The following is a 16612-nucleotide window of genomic DNA, read 5'->3' on the forward strand; positions in this document are numbered from 1 at the left end:
TGCACCCGGGGTTACTCCGATCGCCCCTGCGGCCGGCCGGGATACGCCCCGGCGCCGCCTCCCCGGGCCCCGTCCGGGCGGCCCGGACAGGACCTAGATGTCGCGGAAGATCTCGATCTGGGCGCCGACCGAGTTGAGGCGTTCGGCCAGTTCCTCGTAGCCGCGGTTGATGACGTAGACGTTGCGCAGGACCGAGGTGCCCTCGGCGGCCATCATGGCCAGGAGGACGACCACCGCCGGGCGCAGGGCGGGGGGACACATCATTTCCGCCGCGCGCCATCGGGTGGGTCCCTCGACCAGGACGCGGTGGGGGTCCAGGAGCTGGAGGCGGCCGCCGAGCCGGTTGAGGTCGGTCAGGTAGATGGCCCGGTTGTCGTACACCCAGTCGTGGATCAGCGTCTGGCCCTGGGCGGCGGCGGCGATGGCCGCGAAGAACGGGACGTTGTCGATGTTCAGCCCGGGGAACGGCATCGGGTGGATCTTGTCGATGGGGGCTTCGAGCTTCGACGGGCGGACCGTCAGGTCGACCAGGCGGGTGCGGCCGTTGTCGGCGGTGTACTCCGCGGAGCGGTCGTGGTCGAGGCCCATCTCCTCCAGGACCGCCAGCTCGATCTCCATGAACTCGATCGGCACCCGGCGGATGGTCAGTTCGGACTCGGTGACCACCGCCGCGGCCAGCAGGCTCATCGCCTCGACCGGGTCCTCGGAGGGGGAGTAGTCCACGTCGACGTCGATGGTGGGGACGCCGTGGACGGTGAGGGTGGTGGTGCCGATGCCCTCGACCTTGACGCCCAGGGTCTCCAGGAAGAAACAGAGGTCCTGGACCATGTAGTTGGAGGAGGCGTTGCGGATGACGGAGACACCGTCGTGCCGGGCGGCGGCCAGCAGCGCGTTCTCGGTGACCGTGTCCCCGCGCTCGGTCAGGACGATCGGGCGGTCCGGGGAGACTCCGGCGGCGACCTGGGCGTGGTAGATGCCCTCGGTCGCGGTGATCTCCAGGCCGAAGCGGCGCAGGGCGATCATGTGGGGCTCGATGGTGCGGGTCCCGAGGTCGCAGCCGCCGGCGTACGGCAGCCGGAACTGGTCCATCCGGTGCAGCAGCGGACCCAGGAACATGATGATGCTGCGCGTCCGGCGGGCCGCGTCCGCGTCCATGGCGTCCATGTCGAGGCGGGCCGGCGGGACGATCTCCAGGTCCACGCCTTCGTTGATCCAGCGGGTGCGCACACCGATGGAGTTCAGGACTTCGAGGAGGCGGTAGACCTCCTCGATGCGGGCGACCCGCCGCAGCACGGTGCGGCCCTTGTTGAGCAACGAGGCGCAGAGCAGTGCGACGCACGCGTTCTTGCTCGTCTTGACGTCGATGGCACCGGAGAGACGGCGGCCGCCGACGACCCGCAGGTGCATGGGTCCGGCGTAGCCCAGAGAGACGATTTCGCTGTCGAGGGCTTCACCGATGCGAGCGATCATCTCAAGGCTGATGTTCTGGTTGCCGCGTTCGATCCGGTTGACGGCGCTCTGGCTGGTGCCGAGCGCTTCGGCAAGCTGACTCTGTGTCCAGCCCCGGTGCTGCCGGGCGTCACGGATGAGCTTGCCGATGCGTACGAGGTAGTCGTCTGCCATGGGTGCACCGTATCTCAGATATGAGATGGGGGCCGAACGGGGTGTGGCGGACGGGTGTTACCCACCGTGGCGCGGGGGCCGACCGGCGCCGGGGCGGGGGGCCGGCCGGCTGACCCCGAGTCAACCGGCGGGCGGCGGCCCGGCCGCCGCCCGCCCGGTGTCCGCGGGCCCGCTCAGTGTCCGCAGGCGTGGTGCCGGCCGCCGTGGACCGCCGCGTACGCCGCCGGGCGCGGGGCCGACCGCGCCCGTTCGGCTCGGGCCGAAGCCGCCCGGCCCGCCGCGGACTCCGCGTCGTGCACGACGCGCCCGCCGACCAGGGTCATACGTACTCCCATGTCGCTTATGTCGGCCACCGGGCAGCGGGTCACGTCCCGGTCCAGCAGTACCAGGTCGGCGGCCTTGCCCGTCTCCACCGTGCCGGTCAGCTGCTCCTGGCGCAACTGCCAGGCGGTGCCCGAGGTGTGCATCCGCAGGGCCGAGTCCCGGCTCAGGCCCTCCAGCTCCCGGTACAGCTCGCCCTCGCCGAAGGCGCCCTGCCGGTCGATCGCCGTTCGCAGCTGGTTCCACACCTGCAGGACGTCCACCGGCCAGTCGGAGCCGCCCGTGAGCCGCGCGCCCGCCTTCTCGATGCTCCGTGCCGGGTACATCCAACGGTGGCGGCGGGGCCCGATGTAGGGCAGCAGCGCCTCCATCGTCCAGGTGTCGCGCGATGCCCACTGGAGCTGCATGCACACGGCGACACCGAGCCGGGCGAAACGGGGCAGGTCGGTCGGATCCACTATCTGGAGGTGGGCGATCGCGTTGCGCGCGTCCCGATGCCCCGTCACCCGTCTGGCGTACTCGTACCCGTCCAAAGCGGTACGTACCGCCCGGTCGCCGAGGCCGTGGGCGTGCATCTGCCAGCCGGCCGTGTTGAAGGCCGCCGTCAGCCGGCCGTAGTCCGCCGCCGAGGTGTACAGCTCGCCCCGGTTGGCGGTCGGTCTGCCCGCTCCGTCCAGGTACGGCTCCAGCAGCGCCGCCGTCTGCGCCGGGTACTCGATGACCCCGTCCAGGAACACCTTGACCATCCCGAACCGCAGCCCCCGTACCCCCTCGAACTCCCGCCGCAGCCCCCGCGCGTACGCCAGCGAGGCCGCCGGGTCCTTCGCCTGCTCCGCCTCCAGCCGGATGGCGGGCACGATCCGCTGCGGCAGCTTCCCCGCCGCCGACAGCGCCCGGTACAGCTCCAGCTCGTGCCGGCCGACCAGTGCGTCCATCATGGTCGTCACCCCCGAAGCCGCCGCCAGCTCCAGCACCTTCGCGCAGGCCGCCACCAGGTCGGCCGCGGACGGCTCCGGGACGTGCCGCTTCACCAGGGCCTGCGCGTCGTCCTTGAGCACGCCCGTCGGCTGCCCGTCGGGCCCCTTGACCACCTTGCCGCCGACCGGGTCGGGGGTGGCCGCCGTGATCCCGGCGATGTCGAGGGCCCGCTGGTTGGCCCAGAGGTTGTGCCCGTCACCGCCGACCAGGACGACGGGGCGCCGCGTCGGCAGCGCGTCCAACATCGTGTGGTGCGGGCTGGTCCCCGAGGGCAGCAGCCCGACCGGGTTCCAGTCCTCCACGACCAGCCAGCCGTCGGGCTCCGCGGCCGCCCCGCCGGTGTCCGCGAGGAACCCGGTCAGCAGGGCGGTGAGTTCCGCCACGGTGGTCTCCGCGCTCGCCAGCGAGGGGCGCAGGGACCGTTCGCCGGCGCCGAGCGGGTGGACGTGCCCGTCGTGGATCCCGCTCATGACGGTGTTGCCGCGGGCGTCGACCACCTCGGTGTCCCGGCCCGCGTGCCGGCGTACGGAGGCGCTCGAACCGGTGGCCAGGATCTTGCCGTCCCGGCCCACCGCGACGGCCTCCACCGGTGCGCCGCCCGACCGGCCCGTGTACACCCGGGCGTTGTGGAACACCAGCGCGGCGGAGCCCCGGCCCCCGGAGGAGCCGGGGGCGGCGGCCGAAGCCGTACCCGCGCCCAGCAGCGTGGCCGCCGAAGCGGCGCCGGCGGACGCGAGGAGTCCTCGCCGGGACAGGGGGGAAGGGGTCATGGCCACTCCAGACGTCGGTGGGGCGGAGTCGGTACGTGGCGTGGACACTGGGTGATTAACCCGTTAACCAGAACCCGCCCCGGGCGACGGATTCCGCACCCCGCCACCCCCTTGCCGCGCCCCGCCACCCCCTCGCCGCGCCCCGCCACACCTCCGCCGCCCCCGCTCCGGCCCGCGCCCCGCAGGCGCCCGCCCGCACCCCTGCCCCCGCCCGCACCCCCGCCCGTACGATGGCCCCGTGCCCGGCCCCGGACCGACCATCGCCGACATCGCGCGCGCCGCGGAGGTCTCCACCGCGACCGTCTCCCACGCCCTCAACGGCACCGGACGCCTCGCCGACGGCACGCGCCGCCGCGTCCGCGAGGTGGCGGCCGGCCTCGGGTACGGCTCCCGGCGCGGCCCCCGCACCCGCACCCTCGGCCTCGCGGTGACCACGTACGCCGGCTCCGCCTGGGACTTCGCGGGGATCGCCTACTTCTCCCGGCTGCTCACCTCCGCGACCTCCGCCGCGCACGCCCACGGCTACGCCCTGACGACGCTGCCCGCGGACCGGGGCGGCGAGCCGCTGTGGCACACCCTCGCCGTCGACGGGATGCTGCTGCTCGACAGCCCGGTGGGGGACCCGGTGCTGCGCGCCCTGCGGGCCCGCGGCATGCCGCTGGTCTTCGACGGCCGCCCGGCGGACCCGTGGCCCTCGGACACATGGGTGGACAACGACCACGCGAGCACGACCCGAGACGTGCTCGACCACCTCGCGACCTCCGGCGCCCGGCGCATCGCGCTGCACTCCGGATACGGGCGGGAGTTCTACACCGGGGCCGTCACGTCCGCCTACGAACAGTGGTGCGCGCGGCGCGGTGCGGACCCGCTGGTGATTCCCTTCGATCCGGACGACGGTGCAGGTCACGCCTTCGACGGGGCCTTCGGCGGGCCCGCCCGGCCCGACGCCGTCTACTGCGTCTACGACCCCGGCGGCCGCCAGGCGCTGGCGGCCGCCGCGCGCCACGGCATCCGTACGCCGCACGACCTGCTGCTGGTCTGCGCCAGCGAGGATCCGGCGTACGCCCGCAATGACCCGCCCGTGACCACCGTCACCCTGGATCCGGAGCGGATCGCGGTCCGGGCGGTGTCCGCGCTGGTGGCGCTGATCGAATCCGGGCAAGCGGAATCGCCCGGCCAGCTGACCGTGGAGGCAGGACTGAGGGTGCGCACCTCGTCCCTTCCCCCGGACATGTACTAGAGTTATCTCGACATCGAGATATCTGCCGAAGGCGTACCGCAGCCGCCCCCGCTGGTAAGGGTTACCTAACTTAGCCCGACCTTAGCGGATTGGCCATGGGGCGTGGCGGCAGGATGCGGTTATACGCGCGAAATCATGCATGAAGGAGACTGTCGTGTCGGCGAACAGCTTCGACGCCCGCAGCACGCTGCAGGTGGGCGACGAGTCGTACGAGATCTTCCGGCTGGACAAGGTCGAGGGCGCGGCCCGCCTTCCCTACAGCCTGAAGGTCCTGCTGGAGAACCTGCTCCGTACCGAGGACGGCGCGAACATCACCGCCGACCACATCCGGTCCCTCGGCAACTGGGACTCGCAGGCGCAGCCCAGCGAGGAGATCCAGTTCACGCCGGCCCGCGTGATCATGCAGGACTTCACCGGCGTCCCCTGCGTCGTCGACCTCGCCACGATGCGCGAGGCCGTGAAGGCCCTCGGCGGCGACCCGTCGAAGATCAACCCGCTGGCCCCGGCCGAGCTGGTCATCGACCACTCGGTCATCGCCGACAAGTTCGGCACGAACGACGCGTTCGCCCAGAACGTGGAGCTGGAGTACGGCCGCAACAAGGAGCGCTACCAGTTCCTGCGCTGGGGCCAGACCGCCTTCGACGAGTTCAAGGTCGTCCCCCCGGGCACCGGCATCGTCCACCAGGTCAACATCGAGCACCTGGCCCGCACGGTCATGGTCCGAAACGGCCAGGCCTACCCCGACACCCTCGTCGGCACCGACTCGCACACCACCATGGTCAACGGCCTGGGCGTGCTGGGCTGGGGCGTCGGCGGCATCGAGGCCGAGGCCGCGATGCTCGGCCAGCCGGTCTCCATGCTGATCCCGCGCGTCGTGGGCTTCAAGCTGACCGGCGAGCTGCCGACCGGCACCACCGCCACCGACCTCGTGCTGACCATCACCGAGATGCTGCGCAAGCACGGCGTCGTCGGCAAGTTCGTCGAGTTCTACGGTGAGGGCGTCGCCGCCACCTCCCTCGCGAACCGCGCCACCATCGGCAACATGTCGCCGGAGTTCGGCTCGACCGCCGCGATCTTCCCGATCGACGACGAGACGCTGAAGTACCTGCGCCTGACCGGCCGCGACGCCCAGCAGGTCGCGCTCGTCGAGGCGTACGCCAAGGAGCAGGGCCTGTGGCTGGACCCGGCCGCCGAGCCCGACTTCTCCGAGAAGCTCGAGCTCGACCTCTCGACGGTCGTCCCCTCCATCGCCGGCCCGAAGCGCCCGCAGGACCGCATCGTCCTCGCGAACGCCGCCGAGCAGTTCGCCGTCGACGTGCGCAACTACGTCAGCGACGACGAGGAGGCCGGCAAGGAGTCCTTCCCGGCGTCCGACGCCCCGGCCTCCGCCGACGGCATCCCGACCAAGCCGACCCTGGTCACGCTGGCCGACGGCACCTCGTTCGAGATCGACCACGGCGCCGTCACCGTCGCCGCGATCACCTCCTGCACCAACACCTCGAACCCCTACGTCATGGTCGCCGCGGCGCTCGTGGCGAAGAAGGCGGCCGAGAAGGGCCTGACCCGCAAGCCGTGGGTCAAGACCACCCTGGCCCCGGGTTCGAAGGTCGTCACCGACTACTTCGACAAGGCCGGCCTGACCCCGTACCTGGACAAGCTGGGCTTCAACCTGGTCGGCTACGGCTGCACCACCTGCATCGGCAACTCCGGTCCGCTGGACGAGGAGATCTCGAAGGCGATCAACGAGGCCGACCTCGCGGTCACCTCGGTGCTCTCGGGCAACCGCAACTTCGAGGGCCGCATCAACCCCGACGTCAAGATGAACTACCTGGCCTCCCCGCCGCTGGTCGTCGCGTACGCCATCGCGGGCTCCATGAAGGTGGACATCACCAAGGACGCCATCGGCATCGACACCGAGGGCAAGCCGGTCTACCTCCAGGACATCTGGCCCTCCGAGGCCGAGGTCAACGACGTCGTGGCGAACGCCATCGGCGAGGACATGTTCAACAAGTCCTACCAGGACGTCTTCGCGGGCGACGCCCAGTGGCAGGCGCTGTCCATCCCGACCGGCAACACGTTCGAGTGGGACCCGCAGTCCACCTACGTCCGCAAGCCCCCGTACTTCGAGGGCATGACGATGGAGACCACCCCGGTCTCCGACATCGCCGGCGCCCGCGTGCTGGCGAAGCTGGGCGACTCGGTCACCACCGACCACATCTCCCCGGCCGGTGCGATCAAGGCCGACACCCCGGCCGGCAAGTACCTCACGGAGCACGGCGTCGAGCGCCGCGACTTCAACTCCTACGGTTCCCGCCGCGGCAACCACGAGGTCATGATCCGCGGTACGTTCGCCAACATCCGCCTGCGCAACCAGATCGCGCCGGGCACCGAGGGCGGCTTCACCCGCGACTTCACGCAGGCCGACGCGCCGGTCTCCTTCATCTACGACGCCTCGCAGAACTACCAGGCCGCCGGCGTCCCGCTGGTGATCCTGGCGGGCAAGGAGTACGGCTCGGGCTCGTCCCGTGACTGGGCGGCCAAGGGCACCGCGCTCCTCGGCGTCAAGGCCGTCATCGCCGAGTCCTACGAGCGCATCCACCGCTCGAACCTGATCGGCATGGGCGTGCTCCCGCTGCAGTTCCCCGAGGGCGCCTCGGCGGCCGCGCTGGGCCTCACCGGCGAGGAGACCTTCTCCTTCACCGGTGTGGAGGAGCTGAACAACGGCACCACCCCGCGCACCGTCAAGGTGACCACCGACACCGGCGTGGAGTTCGACGCGGTCGTGCGCATCGACACCCCCGGTGAGGCGGACTACTACCGCAACGGCGGCATCATGCAGTACGTGCTCCGCAACCTGATCCGCGGCTAGTCACCCGGACGCCGAGCGGCACCCGAGGGCCGTATCCCCGAAAGGGGGTACGGCCCTTCCGCTTGTCCCGACCGTCGGGTATCGGCCAGCCAGGTGACGGTGAGGTCTCAACTCGGAAAAGCCGGGGCAGATACTTGTGCACGATCTTGCTCACCCGAGCGGAAGTGGACTATACCTGTGGCCGTCCGGGCCACCGCGAGACGAGCGGCCCCGGACGGGGGGACGGTGGGGACCTGCGGCGATGCCGCGTGCACGGCATCCGCCGTGTGTTCCTTCCTCCTTCACACCCCTGACGAAGGCGAGGACTTGAGCATGGGATCCACCTCCGCCCACGGCGAGAACAGCACCGGTGAGGGCCTCGGCCGCCGGGACCTGATCAAGCGCTCCGCGGCACTCGGCCTGATCGCCGTCCCGACGATGAGCTTCCTTTCCGCCTGCGCCTCCGGCGGCGACACCACGACGAAGGGTCCCGCGAAGGGGGCCGTCTCCAAGGACAACCCCTTCGGCGTACCCAAGGGCGGCAAGATGGACGTCGTCGTCTTCAAGGGCGGCTTCGGTGACGACTACGCCAAGGCGTGGGAAGCCGCCTTCGGCAAGAAGTGGGGCACCACCAGCTCCCACCTGGGCACCCAGGAGATCACCGGCAAGCTCCAGCCGCGCTTCAACGGCGGCAACCCGCCGGACGTCATCGACGACTCGGGCGCCCAGCAGATCAAGGTCGACGTCCTCGCCAAGGGCGGCCAGCTCGCCGACCTCACCCAGGTCCTCGACGCGCCCTCCCTGGACGACCCGTCCAAGAAGGTGCGGGACATGCTGATCCCGGGCACCGTCGAACAGGGCACCCAGGGCGGCAAGTTCGTCGCCCTGTACTACGTCTACACCGTGTTCGGCTTCTGGTACTCCGGCAAGCTCTTCAAGGAGAAGGGCTGGAGCGAGCCCAAGACCTGGGACGAGTTCCTGGCCGTCTGCACGAAGGCCAAGGAAGCCGGCATCGGCGGCCTCGCCCACCAGGGGAAGTACCCGTACTACATCAACGTCGTCATCATGGACCTGATCGCCAAGAAGGGCGGCCTGGACGCGATGAAGGCGATCGACAACCTCGAACCGAACGCCTTCGAGGGCAACCCCGCCGCCCTCGCGGCGGTCGAAGCGGTGTACGAGGTCGTGGAGAAGGGCCTGCTGATGCCGGGCACCAACGGCCTCACCCACACGGAGTCCCAGACCGCCTGGAACCAGTACAAGGCCGCCTTCATCCCCTCCGGATCCTGGCTGGAGAACGAGCAGCTCAAGCAGACCCCGGAGGACTTCGACATGAAGTTCCTGCCGGTGCCGGTGCTCGCCGACAGCAAGCTGCCCTTCGAGGCCATCCGGGCCGGGGCGGGCGAGCCCTTCATCGTCCCCGAGAAGGCCGCCAACAAGGCCGGCGGCCTGGAGTTCCTGCGCTCGATGCTGTCACGCGAATGGTCGACCACCTTCGCCCAGCAGGCCAACTCCCTCACCGTCGTCAAGGACGGCGTGGACCCCGGGGTCAAGCTGCGCCCGGGCACGCAGTCCGCGGTGGCGGCGGTCAAGGCGGCCGGGACCAACACCTTCAACTACCTGTACCCCGACTGGTACAGCGAGATGGACACCGAGATCCAGAACGCGTCCAATGAGCTGATGGCCCAGCGGATCCAGCCCAAGGAATGGATCAAGCGAGCCCAGGCTGCGGTAGACAAGGCTGCCAAGGACCCGAACGCGAAGAACAACCGCCGCAGCTGACGTCACGGACGGGACGGACACCATGAGCCACGTTGCCCGCGGCACAGGACGGGGCGGTTTCATCACCGGCTTCCTGATCCTGCCGCTCGCGCTGTACCTGACCTTCGTCATCTGGCCCTACATCCAGACGTTCGGCTACTCCTTCACCAACTGGTCGGGCCAGTCGCCGACGTTCCGGTTCGTCGGCCTGGACAACTACGCGGCGCTGATGAAGGACGAGGTCTTCCGCGGCGCCCTGTGGCACAACCTGCTGCTCCTGGTGTTCGTCCCGGTGATCACCATCCTGCTCGCGCTGTTCTTCGCCTTCATGGTGAACGCGGGCGGCCGCAGCGGCGCGGGCGGGGTGCGGGGCGTGCGCGGTTCGGGCCTCTACAAGATCGTCTACTTCTTCCCGCAGGTCCTTTCCCTCGCCATCCTCGCCGTGCTCTTCGGCGCCGTGTACCGCAGCGACGCCGGCGGCCTGCTCAACGGCTTCCTCACCCGGCTCGGCCTCGTCGACCCGGCCCACCCCGTCGAATGGCTGAACGAGCCGAACCTGGTGCTGTGGTGCCTGCTCATGGTGGTCGTCTGGCACGGCGTCGGCTTCTACCTGGTGCTCTTCTCCGCCGCCATGCAGTCCATCCCGAAGGACATCTACGAGGCCGCGCTGCTGGACGGCGCCGGGCGGGCCCAGACCTTCTTCAAGGTCACCCTTCCCTTGCTGTGGGACTCGGTACAGACCTCCGCCGTGTACCTGGGCATCGCCGCGATGGACATGTTCGTCCTGGTGTCCACCATGACCTCGGGCCAGTTCGGCGGCGGCCCCGACCACCACAGCGAGGTCATGGCGACCGTGCTGATGCGCAACTTCCTCTACTTCGGCAAGAGCGGATACGCCTGCGCCATGGGCGTGGTCATGCTCGTCCTCACCATGATCCTTTCCATCGTCACGCTGCGCGCCACCCGCCGCGAGCGCATCGAGTTCTGAGCGGGAGACACCGATGACCACAGTGATCAAGGCTCCCGGAGAGCCCGCCGCCGAGCGGCCCGGCGGCGGCCGCCCCGCCAAGGAGGGCGGCAAGGGCCCCTCCGACGGCATGGTGCTCAACGTCTTCTCGCACGGGTTCCTGGCCGTCTGGGCGATACTGATCGTCCTGCCCCTGATCTGGCTCGCGCTCGGCTCGTTCAAGACCGACTCGCAGATCGGCGGCTCGGCCCTCAGCTGGCCCTCCCACTGGCACTTCGACGCCTTCTCCCGTGCCTGGGACAAGGGCATCGGCGACTACTTCGCCCACACGCTGATCGTGCTGGTGTTCTCCGTCCCGCTGACCATGCTGCTCGGGTCGATGGCGGCGTACGTACTGGCCCGCTACCCCTTCCCGGGGAACCGGATCCTCTACTACTTCTTCGTCAGCGGGGCGATGTTCCCCGTCTTCCTGGCGCTCGTCCCGCTGTTCTTCATGGTCAAGCGCCTCGACATGCTCAACACGTACCAGGGTCTGATCCTCGTGTACGTGGCGTACTCGATGCCGTTCACCGTCTTCTTCATGCACTCGTTCTTCCGGACGCTGCCGACGGCGGTCCACGAGGCGGCGGTGATCGACGGGGCCTCCGACACCCGGATCTTCTTCCAGGTGATGCTGCCGATGGCCAAGCCCGGCCTGATCAGCGTGGGGATATTCAATGTCCTGGGCCAGTGGAACCAGTACATCCTGCCCTCCGTGCTGATGCAGCCCCAGAGCGGGTCGGACCCCGAGCGCTACATGCTCACCCAGGGCCTGATCCAGCTCCAGTACCAGATGGGCTACGAGACGGACCTGCCGGTGCTGTTCGCCGGCGTGACCCTCGCGATGATCCCGATGCTGGTGGTCTACCTCTCCTTCCAGCGCCAGATCCAGGCCGGCCTGACCTCCGCCACCCTCAAGTAGGACCGCCCCCGGCCCGGGCCGCCCCCGCCCCCAGACCGCCCCCGCCCCCAGACCGCCCCCGCCTGGGGTCCGTCATACGATATGGACGACCTTCTTTACTCCTATATAGCCGATAGTGGCCGTTTCGTGCCGTGTCAGCCTCTTGACGTCTGAGGGGCCAAAGGCTCGACTTAAGGTTCACAAGTTGGAGAGACGCCGGTGTCTCGGAGCACTCAGCCCTGATCGCCGGCCGGGGGGCGACGGCCGGCCGTCGCTTATGGGCAGGAGTGGATGAGTCGTGCAGACTCCGGGATCGCAGTCGTCGCTGCATCGCGCGAACCTCGAACGCGTCGTGCGGGCCGTCCGGCTCGCGGGTTCACTGACGCAGGCGGAGATCGCCCGCGCCACCGGACTGTCGGCGGCCACGGTCTCCAACATCGTCCGCGAGCTCAAGGAAGGCGGGACCGTCGAGGTCACCGACACCTCGGCGGGCGGCCGCAGGGCCCGCAGCGTCTCGCTCAGCGGGGACGCGGGCATCGTGATCGGCGTGGACTTCGGCCACACCCACCTGCGGGTGGCCGTGGGCAACCTCGCCCACCAGGTGCTCGCCGAGGACTCCGAGCCGCTGGACGTGGACGCCTCCTGGACCGAGGGCTTCGACCGCGCGGAGGCGCTGGTCGGACGGCTGATCGCGGGCATCGGGGTGGGCCGCGACAAGGTCATCGGCGTCGGCCTCGGCGTCCCCGGCCCCATCGACGTCGAGTCCGGCACGCTCGGCTCCACCGCGATCCTGCCGGGCTGGGCCGGGATCAACCCGCGCCAGGAGCTGTCCAGCCGTTTGGGCGTGCCCGTGTACGTGGACAACGACGCGAACCTGGGCGCCCTCGGCGAGCTGGTCTGGGGCAGCGGCCGGGGAGTCAAGGACCTCGCGTACATCAAGGTCGCCAGCGGTGTCGGTTCCGGCCTGGTGATCAACGGTCAGATCTACCGGGGACCCGGCGGCACGGCGGGCGAGATCGGCCACATCACCCTCGACGAATCGGGTCCGGTCTGCCGTTGCGGCAACCGCGGCTGCCTGGAGACCTTCACCGCCGCTCGCTACGTCCTGCCCCTCCTCCAGGGCAGCCACGGACCGGAGTTGACGATGGACCGGGTCGTCGAGCTGGCCCGCGAGGGCGACCCCGGGTGCCGTCGCGTCATCACCGACGTCGGCCGTCACATCGGCAGCGGCGTGGCCAGCCTGTGCAACCTGCTGAACCCCAGCCGGGTGGTGCTCGGCGGGTCGCTCGCCGAAGCGGGTGAACTCGTCCTGGCCCCCATCCGTGAATCAGTGGGGAGGTACGCGATCCCCAGCGCGGCCCGCCAGCTGTCGGTGCTCACGGGCTCCCTGGGCGGTCGCGCGGAGGTGCTCGGCGCGCTGGCGCTGGTACTGAGCGAGATGGGCGATTCGACGCTTTTGGCGGAAAATGGAATCGGAGTACGGGCTCCCGCCCTGATGTCTTCAGTTAGATAACGGATGGCACCGTTGTCATCTCGTTAAGGATTCACTCCTTGACGGCAAACTGCGGCCGGGGTTGACTCGCATCCACCTCGGCCGCACTGTCGCGGCCTCGTCAGGGAGGTTCAACCAATGAACACTCGTATGCGCAGAGCCGCTGTTGCCGTGGCCGCCGGCGCGATGGCCGTTTCCCTCGCCGCATGTGGGAGCGCGAAGGAGTCCGGCGACAAGACGAAGGAGTCGGGCGCGGCCAAGGGCGACGCGATAACCGTCGGCCTTCTCCTTCCGGAGAACCAGACGGCCCGTTACGAGAAGTTCGACAAGCCGCTCATCGAGAAGAAGGTCGCCGACCTCACCGGCGGCAAGGCCAAGGTCGTCTACGCCAACGCCAAGCAGGACGCGACCACGCAGAACTCGCAGGTCGACACGATGATCACCAACAAGGTGGACGTCCTGATCGTCGACGCGGTCGACGCCAAGGCCATCGCCGGCTCGGTCAAGAAGGCCAAGGACGCCGGCATCCCGGTCGTCGCCTACGACCGCCTCGCCGAAGGCCCGATCGACGCCTACACCTCCTTCGACAACGAAGAGGTCGGCAAGGTCCAGGGCAAGGCGCTGCTCGACGCGCTGGGCGACAAGGCCAAGGACGGCCAGATCGTCATGATGAACGGCTCCGTCACCGACCCGAACGCCGCCCTGTTCAAGAAGGGCGCGCACTCCGTCCTCGACGGCAAGGTGAACATCGGCAAGGAGTACGACACCAAGGAGTGGAAGCCGGAGAACGCCAACACCAACATGGCGGGCGCGCTCTCGGCGCTCGGCAAGGACAAGGTGATCGGCGTCTACTCCGCCAACGACGGCATGGCCGGCGGCATCATCACCGCCCTCAAGGCGGCCGGCCTGTCCCCCCTGCCCCCCGTGACCGGCCAGGACGCGGAGCTCGCCGGTGTGCAGCGCATCGTCGCGGGTGAGCAGTTCATGAGCGTCTACAAGCCGTACGCGCCGGAGGCCTCGGCCGCCGCCGAGATGGCCGTCGCCCTCGCCAAGCACGAGAAGATCGACGGCATCGTCAACCAGAACGTCGACAGCCCGACCACCAAGGGCGTCCCGTCCGTGCTGATCCCGGTCGTCTCGCTCACCAAGGCCAACATCAAGGACACCGTCGTCAAGGACGGCGTCTACACGGCCGACGAGATCTGCACCGACAAGTACGCGGCCGCCTGCGCCGCCATCGGCCTGAAGTAAAGAGCCCGAACGGCCGGCCCGAGTGGCCGGCCCGAAGGCCCGTCGACCCGAGAGGGACGACCCACGCCTGTCCGGCGCCCCGCCCCCTTTCCCCGCCAACCGCGGGGCGCCGGTACAGAAACGTTTCTCCCGCAATTCGGGGGCCTCGGCCCCCACAGCCCCATTCGCGTTCCTGCTCTTTTGCACGACATCCCCGCCGGTCAGGCGGCGAAGGAGATGGTTCATGTGTCCGCTGCGCCCGTGCTGGCGTTGCGAGGGGTCTCGAAGCGGTTCGGCGCCGTCCAGGCCCTGACCGACGTAGAACTCGAGATCCACTCCGGTGAGGTGGTCGCCCTCGTCGGTGACAACGGCGCCGGCAAGTCCACGCTGGTCAAGACGATCGCCGGCGTGCACCCGATCGATGACGGAGTCATCGAGTGGGAGGGCCGCCCGGTCTCCATCAGCAAGCCCCACGACGCCCAGAACCTGGGCATTGCGACGGTCTACCAGGACCTCGCGCTGTGCGACAACATCGACGTCGTCGGCAACCTCTTCCTCGGCCGCGAGCTCAAGCGCCGCGGCATCCTCGACGAGGTGGAGATGGAGCGCCGCGCCCGCGAGCTCCTGACCACCCTGTCCATCCGGATCCCCAGTGTCCGGATCCCCATCGCCTCGCTGTCCGGCGGTCAGCGCCAGACCGTGGCGATCGCCCGTTCGATGCTCGGCGAGCCCAAGCTCGTCATCCTCGACGAGCCGACGGCGGCCCTCGGCGTCGAGCAGACCGCCCAGGTCCTCGACCTGGTGGAGCGGCTGCGCGAGCGCGGCCACGCCGTCATCCTCATCAGCCACAACATGGCCGATGTGAAGGCCGTCGCCGACAAGGTGGCGGTGCTGCGGCTGGGCCGCAACAACGGCGTCTTCAGCGTCGCCGACACCTCGCAGGAAGAGATCATCTCCGCCATCACCGGGGCCACGGACAACGCCGTGACCCGCCGGGCGGCCCGCACCGGGGAGGCCCGCAAGTGAGCACCCAGAACCCTGCCGCCGATCCGCTGGGCAAGGGCCCCGCGGGCCGGACGGAACACGTCGACCCGGTCAACCCGGCCGCCGCGTCCGACGCCATCCCGGCCGTCGACCCCCGCCTGCTCGTCCGCGAGCAGGGCCTGGCCGGCTACCTCAGCGAGTTCGGCCGCAAGATGAAGGCCGGCGACCTGGGCTCCATCCCGGTCGTCCTCGGCCTGATCATCATCTGGGGCATCTTCCAGGGGTTGAACGCGAACTTCCTCTCCCCGGAGAACCTCACCAACATCGCGATCACCATGGTCGCCACCGGCATGATGGCCGTCGGCATCATCTTCGTGCTGCTGCTCGGCGAGATCGACCTCTCGGTCGGCTCGGTCAGCGGCGTCTCGGGCGCGATCGTCGCCGTCCTCGCCGTCACCCACGGCGTGAACGAGTGGCTCGCGATCCTGGCCGCCGTCGCGGGCGGCGCGCTGATCGGCGCCCTCCACGGCTTCTTCTTCGCCCGGATCGGCGCCCCGGCCTTCGCCGTCACCCTGTCGGGCCTGCTGTTCTGGTCCGGCGCGATGCTGCAGATCCTCGGCAGCAACGGCACCATCAACCTCGACTCCGAGGGCGTGGTCGGCCAGTTGACCACGTACTTCTTCACGGACGTGGCCGCCGGCTACGGGCTCGCCGCGGTGGCGGTGGCGGCGTACTTCCTCGCCACCTTCTTCGACAACCGCCGCCGCCAGGCCGCGGGCGTCCCCTCCCGGCCGGTCGGCGAGATCGTGCTGCGCACCGGCGTGCTCGCGGTGTTCACCTTCGGCCCGGCCGCGGTGTTCAACCAGTACAAGGGCCTGCCCCTCGCGGTGGTGCTGTTCCTGGTCGTCCTCGTCGGCACGGACTTCGTGCTGCGCCGCACGACCTTCGGGCGCAACGTCTTCGCGCTCGGCGGCAGCGTCGAGGCCTCCCGGCGCGCGGGCATCAACGTCACCGGCATCCGCATCGCGGTCTTCGCCATCGCCGGCACCTTCGCCGCCGTCGGCGGGCTCTTCTGGGCCTCCAAGATCGCGGCCGCCAACCAGAGCGCCGGCGCCGGCGACCTGCTGATGAACGTGATCGCGGCGGCCGTCATCGGCGGCACCAGCCTCTTCGGCGGCCGGGGCCGGACCTGGAACGCCCTCCTCGGCGTCATGGTCATCACCTCGATCCAGTACGGTCTGGCCCTGGAAGGCATCGCGACGCCGATCCAGTACATGATCACCGGCGCGGTCCTGCTGGCCACCGTGGTCATCGACTCGGTCACCCGCAAGACACAGAAGACGGCGGGACGCGCCTGACGGCAGTGCCGCTGGCGTGACCCGGCGGTAAGAACCGTCACAGTGCCCGGTGCCACTCTTCGTGGCGCCGGGCACACGTGCGTACATGTGTGCGTACGCC

11 protein-coding genes are annotated in these 16612 nt (G+C 69.7%); 9 read left to right on the forward strand and 2 right to left on the reverse strand.

The genetic code is table 11. The features are described 5' to 3' along the window. Nucleotides 1-93: 93 nt before the first annotated feature. Both OHA81_RS24370 and OHA81_RS24375 read right to left on the reverse strand, forming a co-directional pair. Nucleotides 94-1623 carry a helix-turn-helix domain-containing protein gene (locus OHA81_RS24370; RefSeq protein ID WP_329199199.1) on the reverse strand — a complete coding sequence of 510 codons (1530 nt, stop codon included), beginning with the start codon at nt 1621-1623 and terminating at the stop codon, nt 94-96. A gap of 173 nt (nt 1624-1796) precedes the next feature. After that, a complete protein-coding gene (locus tag OHA81_RS24375; RefSeq protein WP_329199200.1) occupies nt 1797-3692 on the reverse strand; it encodes an amidohydrolase in 1896 nt (631 codons plus the stop codon). A 238-nt stretch (nt 3693-3930) separates the two neighbouring features. On the opposite strand from OHA81_RS24375, the gene OHA81_RS24380 reads away from it, so the two are divergent. From OHA81_RS24380 to OHA81_RS24420, 9 genes are all read left to right on the forward strand, one after another. Next, nucleotides 3931-4932 (forward strand): LacI family DNA-binding transcriptional regulator, encoded by a 1002-nt coding sequence (locus tag OHA81_RS24380; RefSeq protein WP_329199202.1) that lies wholly within the window; start codon nt 3931-3933, stop codon nt 4930-4932. Between the two features lie 154 nt (nt 4933-5086). Then, complete coding sequence (gene acnA, locus OHA81_RS24385) at nt 5087-7801, forward strand: aconitate hydratase AcnA (protein ID WP_329199204.1); 2715 nt, start codon at nt 5087-5089, stop codon at nt 7799-7801. Nucleotides 7802-8113: 312 nt separating this feature from the next. Continuing rightward, nucleotides 8114-9562: an N-acetylglucosamine/diacetylchitobiose ABC transporter substrate-binding protein gene (ngcE, locus tag OHA81_RS24390; RefSeq protein WP_329199206.1), complete on the forward strand. Its 1449-nt coding sequence runs from the start codon at nt 8114-8116 to the stop codon at nt 9560-9562. A 22-nt stretch (nt 9563-9584) separates the two neighbouring features. After that, nucleotides 9585-10529: a carbohydrate ABC transporter permease gene (locus OHA81_RS24395; protein ID WP_329199208.1), complete on the forward strand. Its 945-nt coding sequence runs from the start codon at nt 9585-9587 to the stop codon at nt 10527-10529. Between the two features lie 13 nt (nt 10530-10542). Continuing rightward, nucleotides 10543-11469 carry a carbohydrate ABC transporter permease gene (locus tag OHA81_RS24400; protein ID WP_329199210.1) on the forward strand — a complete coding sequence of 309 codons (927 nt, stop codon included), beginning with the start codon at nt 10543-10545 and terminating at the stop codon, nt 11467-11469. 277 nt (nt 11470-11746) lie between these two features. Then, nucleotides 11747-12961 carry an ROK family transcriptional regulator gene (locus OHA81_RS24405; RefSeq protein WP_329199212.1) on the forward strand — a complete coding sequence of 405 codons (1215 nt, stop codon included), beginning with the start codon at nt 11747-11749 and terminating at the stop codon, nt 12959-12961. 117 nt (nt 12962-13078) lie between these two features. After that, nucleotides 13079-14191 (forward strand): sugar ABC transporter substrate-binding protein, encoded by a 1113-nt coding sequence (locus tag OHA81_RS24410; protein ID WP_329199214.1) that lies wholly within the window; start codon nt 13079-13081, stop codon nt 14189-14191. A gap of 216 nt (nt 14192-14407) precedes the next feature. Next, entirely contained in the window at nt 14408-15196 is a 789-nt protein-coding gene (locus tag OHA81_RS24415) for an ATP-binding cassette domain-containing protein (RefSeq protein ID WP_329199216.1), read from the forward strand. A gap of 26 nt (nt 15197-15222) precedes the next feature. Continuing rightward, the gene (locus OHA81_RS24420) at nt 15223-16512 is read left to right on the forward strand and encodes a sugar ABC transporter permease (protein WP_443056792.1); all 1290 of its coding nucleotides are present in this window, start codon (nt 15223-15225) and stop codon (nt 16510-16512) included. The last annotated feature ends 100 nt before the right edge of the window (nt 16513-16612 follow it).

The organism is Streptomyces sp. NBC_00667, from assembly GCF_036226825.1.
In the GTDB taxonomy this organism is placed as follows: Bacteria; Actinomycetota; Actinomycetes; order Streptomycetales; family Streptomycetaceae; genus Streptomyces.

Excerpts from the sequence above, each read along its gene's own strand:
- OHA81_RS24370 (WP_329199199.1), bottom strand. The coding sequence starts at position 1,623 with ATGGCAGACGACTACCTCGTACGCATCGGCAAGCTCATCCGTGACGCC.
- OHA81_RS24375 (WP_329199200.1), bottom strand. The coding sequence starts at position 3,692 with ATGACCCCTTCCCCCCTGTCCCGGCGAGGACTCCTCGCGTCCGCCGGC.
- ngcE (WP_329199206.1), top strand. The coding sequence starts at position 8,114 with ATGGGATCCACCTCCGCCCACGGCGAGAACAGCACCGGTGAGGGCCTC.
- OHA81_RS24395 (WP_329199208.1), top strand. The coding sequence starts at position 9,585 with ATGAGCCACGTTGCCCGCGGCACAGGACGGGGCGGTTTCATCACCGGC.
- OHA81_RS24400 (WP_329199210.1), top strand. The coding sequence starts at position 10,543 with ATGACCACAGTGATCAAGGCTCCCGGAGAGCCCGCCGCCGAGCGGCCC.
- OHA81_RS24410 (WP_329199214.1), top strand. The coding sequence starts at position 13,079 with ATGAACACTCGTATGCGCAGAGCCGCTGTTGCCGTGGCCGCCGGCGCG.
- OHA81_RS24415 (WP_329199216.1), top strand. The coding sequence starts at position 14,408 with ATGGTTCATGTGTCCGCTGCGCCCGTGCTGGCGTTGCGAGGGGTCTCG.